This is a genomic window from Flavobacterium sp. UMI-01 (assembly GCF_019656315.1).
Taxonomy (GTDB): domain Bacteria; phylum Bacteroidota; class Bacteroidia; order Flavobacteriales; family Flavobacteriaceae; genus Flavobacterium.
Map to the genome: position 1 here is coordinate 26,523 of NZ_BPLU01000019.1, position 14,662 is coordinate 41,184.

Genomic DNA, 14,662 nt, shown 5'->3' on the forward strand with positions numbered 1-14,662 from the left:
ACAATACGCTTTCATCATTCTAAAAACTATCCTATTAAGAATTTAAATTTACCCTTGATAGACAACCCGTGCACTAATGATGTTACTTTTTTTGAACAGTCTCACGATTTTAAAACCTTCTTTTTGTACCAATACGTAACTTCAATAACCTATTGATGGCTTTTTGCACCAAAGGTTTCCTCACTTTATACCCTTCTAAATTGGGATGTACGGTATCACGACCGTATTCTGTTTCAAACCTTTTTCCTCGTTAGCAAAGCCGAATTTCGGTCAGTTTTGTCCAAAAATGGATATAGCTCAAACTCTTCCGAAATCAATAACTCGCCACCATTTGATTTTATCATTCGGTTTTTAAATTCAGATGGGAATTTTACATTTAATTCCGATTCCGTTTCAGCTATATATTTTTGGTCTAATGGAAATGGCATTTTGAAGTTCGGTTAAATTATGCACAACGGTTTGCAGCGATAAGAAGTTGGCGACTTCGAAGCACAAAACTGCCAACCTGCACGAAAGTTTGATTGAAAAACTGCCGTTGAATTTAACACTGAACCCGCTATTTTGCCAAACGCTAGTTATGCCTAGTGTTTTTTGAGCTTTTCTACAACTTTATAAATGTGTGTACCTAATTTTTCAGGATATTCATCATTGTTTTTGTCTAATTTCTTTGCTTGTTCAATTGCAAAATCAACGGTAGGAAAAAATAATTCTGGCTTAGGGTTACTCTTATTGTATGAACCTAAAATTTCCGCTATTTTAGAATCAATATAATTTTTCTTATTACTTACTTTTGCGTTTTTTAGAATTAAAGCAAGTTCATTTTCATCATAATCTGCTATATCCTTAATGTGTAAAAGCAACCAAAATTCAAAGCAAGGATTACTTACAGCAACAAACATATTTGAGAGTTTTTTACATTCTGAAATTATTTCAGGAATGTTCTTCCATCTATCTGTGTCGATGATCATCCAAAGCTCATCAGTATCTTTAAAATTATACTCATCTTTCGCCTCCTTTTTCAGTTTCCTAAAAACGTGATTTGGCGCACTATTGGTGTCAGTTTTAGGTCTTTTTAAAAGATGTAAAAAAATCAAAGCGTCATCAAATATTTCTGAGCTCTTAAATTCTTCAAAATAAATTTCTTCCGTATCGTTACCTTCAAAAGCTAATACTATTATTTTTTCTTTCTCTAGAGAATTACTTTCTCTAAATAACTCTTCTCTTTCTCTTGGCATAACTTACAATGGATTATGATTTAAAATTGTAAGTTTGTTCCTGTTACCTATTCGAGGTATTGCCTTAAACCTTCCTAACAAATAATCTTTTCTAATTTCTTTGTCAAATCTTACATTGTAATCTTCGAGCGAATGAAGTCTACTTGCACCGAATTTATCTTTTACCACAAACCAAACTTCATCTTTACGTAATAATTTTTGAGTTAATAAAGATGATTCGTGACTAGCTAAAATAAGTTGACTATTAATATTAGTAGCTTTTGAAATAAATAAATCTATTAAATCATACATAAGATTAGGGTGTAAGCTTCTTTCCATTTCATCAATGATAAACACGTTATCACCTTTTAACAAGTCCATTAAGAGTGGGATGAAATCCATTATTCTATTAGTTCCGTCTGATTCATCACTTGTATCAAACTTTTCCAATTCTGTTTGTCCATTGACGGAATGTTTAGTCATAAATTTTTCTACAACTAAATCCTTTTCTTTAATAGAAAGAAAATATGTTGTGTTTCTGCTTGATAGAATTGATGCTCTAACACTTTCTGACTTTTTACTCAATAAATCTTCTTTAATTTTATTTAAAATAGATTTGGGTATATCAACACTTTCAAAATCAATCTTCTCAAGACAAACGCCATTAATTCCAGTGTCAAAATATTTTAAAAACTGCTCAAATGTTGTTAATAATTCTTCATCTTGATTCAATTCAAATTTTAATCCTTCATTGTATTTGTCGTCTGGAAATATAACTTTTAAAGAATTTTGAAACCAATCTATAACATTTAATATGTCTTCAATTTTTGAAACATTTTCTTTGACTTTTCGAGTTCTAATTTCGTTTAAGAATAGTTGATTATTAGGTGTGCCTTTTGCAGTAAATTTTAAAAATTGCTTTTCTTCTTCAGATTTGATATTTTTCACAATATTATCTAAATCATATATTTGGCTACTATTAATGTTTCTTTCAAATATTTTTACTTCTGTCTTTTGCGTGATTTCAAATAACCACTCTTCCTTTATAGTAATTGAATCGAAAACAAATCCATAAGCATAATTTTTCCCATTATGCTGAATAACATATTCTATTCTAGAATCCTTATCATTAGAGTCTTTGTCTAATCTGAATTTTTGATAGTCTATAATAGATTCAGATTTTGTACCTCTCAACACTAATCTTTTCCCAAATTCGATAGCTTTAATAAGATTTGATTTTCCAGAGGCATTTGCACCAAATAATACTGATGTTTTAAGAACAGAAATACCTTTAATCTTTTTTGTCTTATGCTCACCCTTTAAGACCCCTTTGCCTGGTAATAATGAAAAATTTTGCCTGTCATTAAACGACGAAAAATTCTCAACTGAAAACTTGATTAACATAATTTCGAGTTTGTTTACTGCAAATGTAGTGATTTTTTCACAAGAACCAATCTTTGTCGTCGGTTTTAACATTAGATATAACGCTATGCCACTTTGAGATGGCTGGAAATTCGTAACCGCTCAATTTTCGGCTTAACGAAAACTTGATGCGAAACGATAATTCCACTAAATTCCAGCTAGCCCAAAATGGCGGTTATGTGCAGTATTGCTACTTTCCGTCACGTTTACTTATTCCATCTAATTTCGACTTTGGTAACGAACCGTATAAGTCGTCAATTTCTTTTGGCTCTGTGATTAATTTGGTTGCGATGAAGTTTACCAGTTTAAATAACTTATTTGCAATTTCTCTATTGTCGTTCAAGTTTAATTCTCCTGGATGAACAGACTCATTCCCGATAACTCTTACACTGTCTAACGCTTCTTGCACTTTTGGTGGTAAACCTTTCGATACTAAGTTCTTAATGTCTTTGTTTATGTCCTTCCCTGATTCACCAAGAAATTTACATAACTTCTGAATTGAAAGCCTCAGGAGTGCGGCTGAACTTCTTGGTGATAAATTTAATACCATGGCAGCTTCGTTGTAGTCTTCAATAATGTCTTGGGGCAAGTCTGGATTTGCAGGTTCAACTATTGAATTTTGAGGGAAAATAATGTTTTGTCCAAACCATATTGTATTACCGCCACAACGTTCGCAATACGAAACTTTAAACTTCTTGTCACTATGTTGTCTCCCATAACCTCCTGCATTTTCACTTGCCTGCAAATAATACCAGTCCTGATGAGAATAAACATGGCAATGAGGACAATTAAAGGCTTTTAAGTCAAGTTCGGGTGATATATATTGTCCTTTCATTTTTTGTCGTGTTGTTAAATATTGCACATAACTCACTTAAACCCGCTAAAAACTAGCGCCTATCCACCCAAATTTGGCTGTATAGGCGCTATTCGGCAGCGTATTAGCTTCAAATATAAAACTAATATTTTTACTACATATCATTAAAAAGACATTTATTACTCCAATTAAGAATCGATTGCTATCAGCAAAACCAATCTAGCTGAAATCATAACAAGCAGTTGTTCCATAAAAACAAATAAAACGTCCATCAACAGCACTTTATTTTTAAAACAGTACTATTTGATACTAAAATCCCTCGGCTTTTTATTTTTTCCTAAAGCCTTATTGATGGCTGCTTTCGCCAAAGGTTCCATCACTTTATACCCTTCTAAATTGGGATGCACGGTATCGCGACCGTATTCTTTTTTCAAACCTTTTTCCTCATTAACTAAAGCCGAATAATAATCCAAATACAGGATTCCATTGTTACGGGCATAATTTTGAAGCAAACTATTTAGCTCCGTGATTTTCGCAATGGGTTCAATAGAAGGACTCCAAGAATAACTACTCGCTGGTAAGACCGATGCTAATATGACTTTTATGTTATGGGCTTTGGCCAATTCCGCCATAGAAAAAATATTTTCGGCAATTTCAGCTATGCTGATTGGTCCTGTATTGCCTGCAATATCGTTGGTTCCGGCATGAATGACCACTATTTTCGGATGCAATTGAACCACATCTTGTTTGAATCGCAACAACATTTGAGAAGTCGTTTGCCCACTTATACCACGACCAATATAATTGTTTTGAGTAAAAAAATCAGGATCAAAATCGACCCATCTTTCGGTAATGGAATTCCCCATAAAAACCACTCTATTTTCTTTTTTCCCTAGAGCTTTAAGTTCGCTATTGGCTTTTTTGTATTTATTCAAATTAGCCCAATCGTCATTTGGAATTAGTTGAATTTTAACCACCGTAGTTTCTGAACTCGGTGCTTTTTCAGGTAAAAAGATGGTCAGTTTCCCATCGATTAAAACTGTTTTTAGTTTTTTAGTGGGTTCAGTTAGCAAAGTTGCTTGTCGGGGTTTTATCGCTCTATCAATCACCAGTTTGCCATCTCCTGGCCAATGATTAACATGCGCCAACACAAAACCATCTTCGGTTGTGGAATAGCTTCCCCAGTCGGGTTTTGCATAAGTGATATGCTGTGCCAATGTAGCATTTATATGAAATACAAAGCCAATGGCAATCATTAAAAATTTCTTGTAAATTTTCATATTGTATAGTGTATTGGTTGAAGCTACAGAAAGTGGTTTGACAAAGTAAATGAATAAAATTTATAAATTACAATCTGCTAAAATCTGCCAAATCTGTGTGCTATTTTTTTTCACGCAGATTTATGCAGATTAAAATGATTTTTTTTGATTGATTTCAAGAAAAAAATCTATGCTTAACCAGATCTCACCCAATCTTAGATAAACCTCATTTGGTAAAAAAGGCAAACAACTCCATCGCTGTTTGCCTTTTTTAAGCTATCTAATACTATGCTTATTTAGCCAACTCAATTTTCACTACCGTAACGGGAGCGTCTGGAGCTATCATCGGAACATCAACTAATACTTCACTGGATGTTTTCAACGCTTTTAATTCTACTCCTGGATTAGTTAACAAAGTCACTTTTTTAAACTTAATGTCTTTATTTAACTTTAGCAATCCGTCTTTTGGCCAATCAAAAACATGAGCATAAATTACGTTGTCTTTTTTAGTATAACGACCCCATTTTGGTTTTTCGTACGGACTTGCTTTAGCACCATAAATTGCTTCCGCATTTTTCTTAGTCCATTGTCCCATTGCCTCTAAACGACGAATACTTTCAGCTGGAAATCTTCCGAAACCGTCAGGACCTATGTTCAATAAAAAGTTACCCCCTTTAGAAACAATATCTACTAATTTTTCAATTAAATCTTCACTACTTTTCCAGTTCGTATCTGATGGTTTATAGCCCCAAGTGCCATTCATTGTCATACACGCTTCCCAATCGGTAGCAATTCCTGTATCTGGAATTTCTTGCTCAGGCGTACCAAAATCCCCTGCAAAGTTACCTTCGGCATTCATCCCTTCCATCCCTTTTCTACCTTTATCAACTCTATTGTTTACAATTGTATTGGGTTGAATCTCACGAATGAAATTGTATAGCTCTTTCCCCATCTCGGTCGTATAATCTGAAATCCAATCCCCATCAAACCAAACCACACCAATATCACCATAATTTGTCAATAATTCTTTGACCTGTGGCTTCATATAGTTTTTGAAATATTGAGGAAATTCTGGGTTCACCACAGATGGATCATCGTGTTGTGCAATATTGTAATTTGGGTACAAATTCCCTTGCGCTTGTGGATGGTGCCAATCTACAATAGAATAGTACACACAAAATACAATCCCTGCTTTTTTACAAGCTACAGACAATTCTTTAATCACATCACGTTTGAAGGGTGAAGTATCCATCACATCATAATTAGATACTTTAGAATCCCACAAACTGAAACCTTCGTGGTGTTTAGACGTAATAACAATATACTTCATCCCAGCATCTTTGGCCATTTTTACCCAAGCGTCAGCATCAAACAAAGTAGGATTAAACATTTTTGGAAATTGTTCGTAATCCTTCACGGTATAATCCAATTTATCCATCGCCCACTCTGCTCCGCCGCCTGCTATTTTAGTACCGCGTTCTCCTCCAATAATAGAATATGCTCCCCAGTGGATAAACATCCCAAATTTAGCATCACGCCACCACGCCATACGCTCGTCATCAGACAGTTTTTTTACTTTTGATTTACTTTGAGCAACTCCCGTATTTACATTTAATAGTGTTACTAATACAAGGACCAATAATCGCCTAACTATTTTCATTTTCATCTGTTTTTAATTGATTCTATTTTTATTTTGTTTTAATTGTGATTTGTTTTTCGGCTTGATTTCGCATCACGACCAATGCCAATTCGTCTGTTTTGTTTTCCAAATTAATTTTGAAAAAATCTTGGACGTTTTTGACTTTTTTTCCTGCCGCTTGTAAAATTACATCGCCTTTTTTGATGCCATTATTTTGTACCGCAGGACTTTGATTCCAAATGCGCAACACAATTACCCCTTCAGGCGAATTTAATCCATAAGCCGATTGTTCTTGTTCTGAATCAACACTTTTAATATTGTTACGCAACCAAGCCACCTCCGGACTGCTTTTCTTTTCAGATGGGTCTTTGATTACAGGAACTTCAGGTGTTTTGGCTATTTTTTTAAAGGCTTTTTTTTGAACACCAAACTTATCCATTGGGAAGTTTTTGAAACCTATTTTTAATGCTGGTGAATTATCTGCTACGCTAAAATCCATTTGGGCTGGATTTTTAAACATCGGGTCGCCATAAGCACTGTTTTTATCTCTGTCATACACTTGAGGTTTCATCATCGCTACTTCGTTTGGAAAGAAATTATAATCCATTTCTTTTCCCCAACCTAACAAACCTACGTCTTGATAGGTATCCCCCACGATGTTGTGTTTGAACACATCTTCGCTTTTGGCAAACCATACATGCGGATGTAACGAATTGTTGACCATGATATTATTTTCGGCCACACGGTAAAAACCTTCTCTTAATTTCAATCCGCTATTCAACAATAAATTGTTGTAAATATGATAATTAGACGAACCATCATCTAAATCAATATCCCAACCGTGGTCACAACGAAAACGGTTGTTGCGGATAATCGTTGTTTTAATCGCATCCCATTTCGGCATCGTAGGAATGGCGGTAGTTAAACTATCCATCACATTGCGTTTGGGGTGCCAAAAACGGTCTCTACCCCAAGAATTAAACGAACCGTGATCGCTGGTTTCCAATACCGTATTGAACACATCATTAAATTCTAAAATATGACCTCCCCAGGTGCCATCACCAATGTTAATCCCTGCTCTAGGCACATCGTAAATACTGTTGTGGCTTACGGTAATGTCCATTGCCATCGAAATTTGAACCCCTGCCGTTTGTTTTTCGGTTCTACCAATGCGGTGAATTAAATTGTCTTTGACCAAGCATTCACGCGGATACAATTCGTTTTTAGGTCCAGGAAGGGTGTCCATTTTGGCCAAAGGCACAAATTTTCCATAATTGAACGAAGGCGAACGCACTGCCGAAGCATCCCCGACAAACGAAACCGCACTAGCACCATTATCGTGAATATGGTTTCCTGTAATTTGCAATCCTTTGTTGTACTTGCTTGCCATGATGACATTTCCTCCTAAATAAGCAAATTCGCTATCCTTAACCACACAGTTTTCTGTTCCTTCAAAAAACAACACACTCCCGCGATAAATAGACCAATCGCTACGCAATAAAGGCTCAAAGGTTTCCATAAAGGTACGCTGCGTATGACTAAAGGTAATTCCGCTGATGGTTACATCTTTCACTGGATTTTCTAAACTTCCTTTTAGTTGAACCAAATCTTTCAGTACAGCCACTTCCACTTTCGCATCCGAAAGCGCCACAGCTTTTGTAGGCCAATAATACAATTGATGGTTTTGTTTATCCAAAAACCATTCGCCAGGGCTGTCTAACTCTTCAAAAACATTCTCCACCATACGGTATTCTTCGTGTGGTTTAGAACCTCTGTTGTTTTGGTGACCTCCTTCTAAAATAGGTTCGCCTTTCGCATTCACACCTGTGATTACCCAGTGAAAACCACCCCATTTACCGCTATGCAGCGCATGAAAGAAAGCGCCTTTTGGATTTTTCCAACTGGCGATGCGTTCTTTCGAAATAGCATCAGCAGCAAAACCTTGCCAATACTGCGCTTTTTCATTGTAATTAGGATAACGTGCTAAAATTTGGGGTTTGCCATTGATAACCAATTGATCAAAATTTACATTTTCAGGAACTGAAGTTACATAGATGTTTTCGTTGTATTTTTTCCATTTAGCATTCAACACTACCGAACCTTTGATACTCACTTCAGAAGCTTGGGTTCCTTGTATCGTCAATCCGCTTAAGGAAGCAGGAATCAGGATGGCTTCTGTCAATCGGTATTCTCCTGGTAAAATGTTAATTACAATTGCCGTATTATTATTCTTTGCTTTCAGCTGAGAGGCTTTCGAAATGGCTGCTTTGATAGTCGCAAAAGGTTTCGCTTTGGAACCATCTCCATTGGCAGTGCTTTTTTGTGACACATAAATCGCAACCGCAGTGGGTGGCATGGCGTATGAAAAACACAGGCTTAAAAAAGCAATTAGGATACTTAATCGTTTCATTATTTTATTCTTGGTTGGTTACTCTTTATTATTTTGAAAAATGATTTAAAAAATTTAGAAGACAATCACCGCTTTTTTAGTGGCTTTAGACAACCTAAATTCCAGTTGCTCTGGATTGGCTCTGTTGATTTGCCCTTCTCTGGTATCGACTACTGTATCATTTTCATACACATTGATTTTTGCTAATTTTTTTCCTTCTAAAAACGGAACTTGCAACAACACAGGTCCATCGCTTTCTATAACGAAGGAATTCTCTGAGCGTTCAATCGATACCGAAACAGCTTCGCCTGAAGCCGTAATGCCCCAACCGTTTTGTTCGAACTTATACATGCCAGAAACAAACAAATAACTGATAGCCGTAGCCTCTTTCGCCTTTCTAACAATAGAAAAAAGTCCTTTTTGATAACCTTTTTCTTCTGCTACTATCGTTTTATCATTGGCATTTAATATGATCGTATCAATTGTTTTCTTATCATCTAATACGACTTCAATCAGTTGTGTACTCGGATTATCTTTAAGCGAACTGTATTTTACCTCCGCAATCGGATTTTTTTCTCCCTCAATATACGGATTATACACCATTGCAAAAGGATTTTCCCAAGCCGAAGCTTCACGTTTTACAATCAATGTTTGCATCGGGTCATCCAATATCGCTGCTGGAGCAGTTCCTTTGCTAATCGCATTGGATTTGGGTGCCAAGGCCGTATAGATGCTTTGATTTTCACTGCCTTTTATCCACAGTTTCATCAAATTATCTGCTTGTCCTTTAGTTTTTAGTCTAAAAAGAGCTTGTACATCCTTATTTGTTTCGATTTTCTTTTTTTCCTTCAAATAATCGTATGCTTTTAAATCGCCTTTTTTAGAACCAAAATCATCTGTATTGGTCAAGCTAATCGCTTTTGAATTACTATCTAATATTTCAAGTGTTTGCCCTAAATTATGGTAAAAATAATCGTGTCTTTGTTTGCCGTCACTTTGTTTTTTAGACCTAAAAACATCTACAATATATGATTGATTGGTGTTCGATTTGATTATCGCCGTAAAGCGCTGTTGATCTGCCTTGGCTTTGGGTTCAAAAAAAGATACATTGGCAAAGGTTAATTTATCAAAAGCAGGAATCTCGCCTACTTTAGGAAAACAATTTTCTAATTTAAACGGATGCGAACCTCTCATCGCTCCATAATCTGAAATTCCATCGACCACTACGGTGTTGTGCGCTGGAAATCTCGAATAGTAATCTCTGTGATCAATGTGCCAATAACTAGGTCCTTTGCCAGCGTCTGGGCCTAAAACATATTGATTGGCGTACAACTCCATCGAAATTCCGTTTACATGAGAATGATTTCCGTAAGAACCCACAGTCGAAACCATCGCAGCGGCTTTTCCAGCACCTAATCTTTGGTTGAACATACTCACATTCGACGCATAAAAAGTTGGCGTGGTCAATTCGGCTAAACCGTCTTTTGAGCTAGTCGCTTTTAAATTGTCCACATAAAAAAACAACTCAAAAAAATCATCTGCTTTACGTTTGTATTCGCCATTGGCAATCATTTGCTGTAGCAAACCGGATAGCAATGTTTCTTTTTCTTCATCTTTATACTTTCGATAATTTGAAATTAACAATTCGAAATTTTCAGGAGGCAAGGGTTTGTGACTCGAATCACCAAAACCTACCATATATCCATTGGGAAATAAATATTGGAACGAAGCCAAAGCAGCTTTTTCGACAATAGGATATTGCGACAATTCATTGTTATTAGTATAATGATCCAATAAGGTAAAAATATCCAATAGCGACTGAATCACATGCACCGAATAGCCTGAACATTCTGGCCACATCCCGTTTTCTTGGTCGTAAACCAACAAGGATTCCTTAATAGACAACTGTCTTTCAGTAGAGGTCGTAAAGGTATGGTCTAAAAAATATTCACGACCTTTGCCGTTTTTATACTGGCTATTATCCTCTAACGCCAACGCCACATACATCAAAAAACGCGCTTGAAAAAGGTTCCAATTGTTGTCTGGAATTCCGTTCACGATAATTTGGTCTCCCCATTTTTGAAAAACGGCTTCACAATGCGGAATATTGACTTTTTCTTTTTTTATAAAATCATACAAAAAGTCGTAAGTCGTGGCCAATTTCACCAATATTCCTTCGTGAATCACTTCAAAAGTGGTTAAACCCGATATGCGTTGTTGGGTTCCGTTTTCCAAATCAACAGGCGCTTCCAGATAATACATCCCTTCCATATAGGTCTCGAAAACCGGTTTGGCAAAACGAGCGTATTTTTCGTCACCCGTAACCCAATACAAGAAAGCGGCATCGGCTGCCAAATCCATAATTTGTTCATTGATTTTTTCAATGGTAAAACCCACTTTTGACGGATGAACCCATTCTTTTACCTTTTTTTTGTTTTCTAAAAAAAGACCTCTCGGGTCGTCTAAATACGGAATGACGTCTTCCAACTTGGGACGTGCGTAATCCGAAGCCCAATCTCTTGTTCCTGAAAAACGAACCGTAGGCACAGGAGCTTTTCCTGCGGAATGGTCAAATTTTCCACCCTTTAAAAATATTTTGCTGTGCTTGGTCTTCCAGTTCATTTGCAAGCGCGACACCAACCAGCTAGGGTCTTTTTCGCAAAAGGCAATGTATTTTTCAACTTTGGCTTTTTTAGATTCCACTAAGCTGTTTTTCCAAGACACTGTTTTTAAGGTTTCTAAAAACTGTGGTTTATCGGCATTGGTGGTGAAAATTCTAGGATGCGTGGTTGTTTGTCCAATAGAAATAATGGGACTCAACAGCAATAATACTCCTAAAAAGGGCAATAATTTCTTCATTTTTATTTTAACATTAACCCGTGGGTAATTATTATTTATAATTTAATTGTACCTCTAGTGTCACATTGAGCCTGTCGAAATGCATTTTAAAAAGGTTTTCGACTCCCGACGCTTCGGGACAGACTGACATTGCTACTCTAATTCACTTTTAACCCATTGGGTGTAATTAGTTTTTGATGATGTTTCTTCGTCAGTTCGAGTAAATTTTCAGAAAATGCGAATAGCTTTTTCAGAAAATTTGTATCGAGAACAAGAAAAATAGCAGCAAAAACGGTTCTCGATACACGTCACTTCGAGTGCGAAGCGTATCGAGAAGTTTTGTTCCGTTTCTCTCCACAAAAAACACTCGAACTGACGTTTTTAATAATTACACCCAACCCGTCACTTATTTAATTTCAATATGATATCCCGCTGGATATTCTTTGGCTTTACCTTTTTTCAACTGAATCAAAACCGCTTGGTCCGCTGAATAATAGTATTTACCATTTTCAAACACTAATTCAGCGGAAACCGTATCGTTAACCGCTTCTAGTTTGAAACCGTCTTTTTCTAATGCTTTTCCTTTTCCTAAATACAAATACTGGAATTTTCCGTTTTCCTCAGAAGCAATTCCAAAAGTACCTTGAAATTTTAACCCTTTAGTAGGCTGATACAATTGGTTGTCAATCGCATTGCAAATGAATTGCATACTATTTTTTGAAGTCACTGCGATACTCACAAATTTTTCTGAGGTAGCAATTTTTTCGATTTTATCAATGGCTTTTTCGCCTTCATTGTAATTTTCAAAAACAGCGACAAAAGGATTTTTTTCGCCATTATTATTGTTTTGACGCACGATTAACGTGGGTGTTGGTTCAGGACTTTTGTTCACTTGTCCAGGCGTAACATTGGACAGTAAGGTTGTAGGTGGTGCATCAACCAGATACAATTCTCTATTGTTTTGTCCCATCATCCACATACTCGTGTGTAAGGCAGGTGAAACCGTTTTAGTGGTCCAAGTAGCGTTGAAATCATTCGAATAAGCCGCTTTTTGTTGGTTCGTAAAAAACGAATATTCTTTGGCATATTTGGTTCCTAAATCATTTGTTTTTTGCAAAGCTAGGGGTGTATTTTCGGCTGTTTGCAAGACTGCCGAATTCCCTAAATTATGATGGATGTAATCATTATCTGCTTGATTACTTCTAAAGATATCTACATAATAACCCGTAGTTTCAGAAGTACGCACCATAGCGACCAAACGGCGTTTTTCGCTAGCCGAAACATCTGCAAACGAACAATGATTGGAGGTGGTTACACTATTGTAAAAAGAACCTTTATCGGTTTTAGGATCCATCGCATTGATGGTAATGTCCCCTTCGGCATAACCCGGTACAATAGTATTCGAACCTAAAATTCCACGATGATACGGTGCATCCGAAGACCAATAGGATTCGTAAGCTGAAGCATCGGGCGCCATAGCCCAACCTTTGCCATAAAACTGCATCGCTAAGCCATTTGCCGTAAGGTGTGATTTGTTTTTTCCACCGTATAAGGTAAACATCAAACCATTTTTTTCGTCATTGCCATTACGCAAGATTAAATGCTTATGAAACTCCGAATAGGCAGCATTGTGGTACGGTAAATCACTTGGAGATTCGGGTAAACTTTGGTTTAAAACAATCCCTCTCCAATCGGATTTATTACGGTCGTATTGCCCTGAGGCGATGCTTTTGCGAATAACGGTTGCCACTGTTTTAGCCGTTTCAGGGTCTTTTTCCCAAGTCGAATACGTCAATAGCGATTCAAAAGAAGACATATCGGCCGCACCCCCACGCATATCGCCAAAGACGACCAAATTTCCGCGAGCGTCCAACCAACCTAAATTAGCCATAGCGGCTTTCAATATAATAGGATTTCCTGCGAGTGTATTCACTCCTGCGCGATACAATTGCAATCCCATATCCAAAACCGTAGGAATCATGCCCGTAGCATAACCCGGTGATTCGGGCCACAAACCGGTTTCTTTATTATAGAAATCCATAATAACAGGCAAACCGGCAAAATTATCCGAAGGTCGGTTTTCGGTATAAAACGGGATGTAATATTCTTTTCCTTTTTTGTCCGCATAAAAATCATTGGACTCCAAAACGAGCATGCTTCCGATGATGTTTTTGTAACGATTCACGTTCCAGTTTCCTACCTTACCACCACGAATCAAATCGATTTCGATAAAACGTTTGAAAACCGTTCCCGCCACATCTTCGGTCGATTTTTGCATCGATTTCAAATGCGGATGCGGATGTTGCACCATATAATCGTGTACAAAATCATAGATGGCCGCTGCTGGAATTTGTCGGTCGTCATGAATCACTTCGTAATCGTAATACCCTAAAATTCCACCTTTTTCATAACCGCCACGACCACCCGAAGATTTTTGCGGGTCAAGTGGTGGATTCATATAATAGGTCCCTAGCAACCAAGTCCATAAAATATCGGCTGAGAATTTAGCGTATTTTTCTTCTTGGGTAACGAAATAAGCAAAAGAAGCTTTTTCAGCCAATTGCAAAATCTCCATATTATTGGCACGTATCATGTGTCCCGTTTCTTTGTACGGAATCAAAACCGGTGTTTTATCGCTTTTAGAACGACTGATACCTAACAAATCGCCAGTTTCATTATACGGAATTCGGTCTTCCAAAGGCACATTCACATAATCGTTCCAAGTACGCATACCAGGTAGTCGCACTGTAGGAATAGGTGCGTTGCCTTCTCCGTAATCCCAATTTTGATTTTTAATATAACATTGGGTGTAATGTTCCCCTTTTTTCCAATACATCGCCAATCGCGAAACAATCCACTCGGGATCATTCACATGACGGTTGACATATGGATTAATTTCGGATAATAATTTTTCCCATGATTTTTTAGCCCATTCTTCTGTTTCTATTTTTTGCAATACAGCGGGTCTATCCTTTTGTTCCACAAACAAACGCGGATGACTGCCTACTTTTTGAGCGTGGCTGTTGGCTGTTATAAAAAACAGGGTACAAAGGAAACTAGCTAGTTTTATCAATCTCATGGGGGTAA

9 protein-coding genes are annotated in these 14,662 nt (G+C 36.8%); all 9 read right to left on the bottom strand.

Features of this window, described 5'->3' with window-relative positions; translation table 11 throughout:
- Positions 1-233: 233 nt before the first annotated feature.
- Positions 234-428, bottom strand: coding sequence for an SMI1/KNR4 family protein (locus K5R64_RS07575; RefSeq protein WP_220762357.1), 195 nt, complete (start codon positions 426-428; stop codon positions 234-236).
- 153 nt (positions 429-581) lie between these two features.
- Positions 582-1,235 carry an RloB family protein gene (locus K5R64_RS07580; RefSeq protein ID WP_220762358.1) on the bottom strand — a complete coding sequence of 218 codons (654 nt, stop codon included), beginning with the start codon at positions 1,233-1,235 and terminating at the stop codon, positions 582-584.
- A 3-nt stretch (positions 1,236-1,238) separates the two neighbouring features.
- A complete protein-coding gene (locus tag K5R64_RS07585) occupies positions 1,239-2,690 on the bottom strand; it encodes an ATP/GTP-binding protein (protein WP_220762359.1) in 1,452 nt (483 codons plus the stop codon).
- A 136-nt stretch (positions 2,691-2,826) separates the two neighbouring features.
- Complete coding sequence (locus K5R64_RS07590; protein WP_220762360.1) at positions 2,827-3,471, bottom strand: DUF4145 domain-containing protein; 645 nt, start codon at positions 3,469-3,471, stop codon at positions 2,827-2,829.
- A gap of 278 nt (positions 3,472-3,749) precedes the next feature.
- Positions 3,750-4,730, bottom strand: a complete 981-nt coding sequence (locus K5R64_RS17170) for an SGNH/GDSL hydrolase family protein (RefSeq protein WP_255580324.1) — start codon at positions 4,728-4,730, stop codon at positions 3,750-3,752.
- Between the two features lie 271 nt (positions 4,731-5,001).
- Positions 5,002-6,369: an alpha-L-fucosidase gene (locus tag K5R64_RS07600; RefSeq protein ID WP_220762361.1), complete on the bottom strand. Its 1,368-nt coding sequence runs from the start codon at positions 6,367-6,369 to the stop codon at positions 5,002-5,004.
- 28 nt (positions 6,370-6,397) lie between these two features.
- Complete coding sequence (locus K5R64_RS07605) at positions 6,398-8,758, bottom strand: PDZ domain-containing protein (RefSeq protein ID WP_220762365.1); 2,361 nt, start codon at positions 8,756-8,758, stop codon at positions 6,398-6,400.
- Between the two features lie 54 nt (positions 8,759-8,812).
- On the bottom strand, positions 8,813-11,596 hold the full coding sequence (locus K5R64_RS07610) for a heparinase II/III family protein (protein WP_220762366.1): 2,784 nt from the start codon (positions 11,594-11,596) through the stop codon (positions 8,813-8,815).
- A 385-nt stretch (positions 11,597-11,981) separates the two neighbouring features.
- Positions 11,982-14,654 carry a hypothetical protein gene (locus tag K5R64_RS07615; RefSeq protein ID WP_220762367.1) on the bottom strand — a complete coding sequence of 891 codons (2,673 nt, stop codon included), beginning with the start codon at positions 14,652-14,654 and terminating at the stop codon, positions 11,982-11,984.
- Positions 14,655-14,662 lie beyond the last annotated feature (8 nt).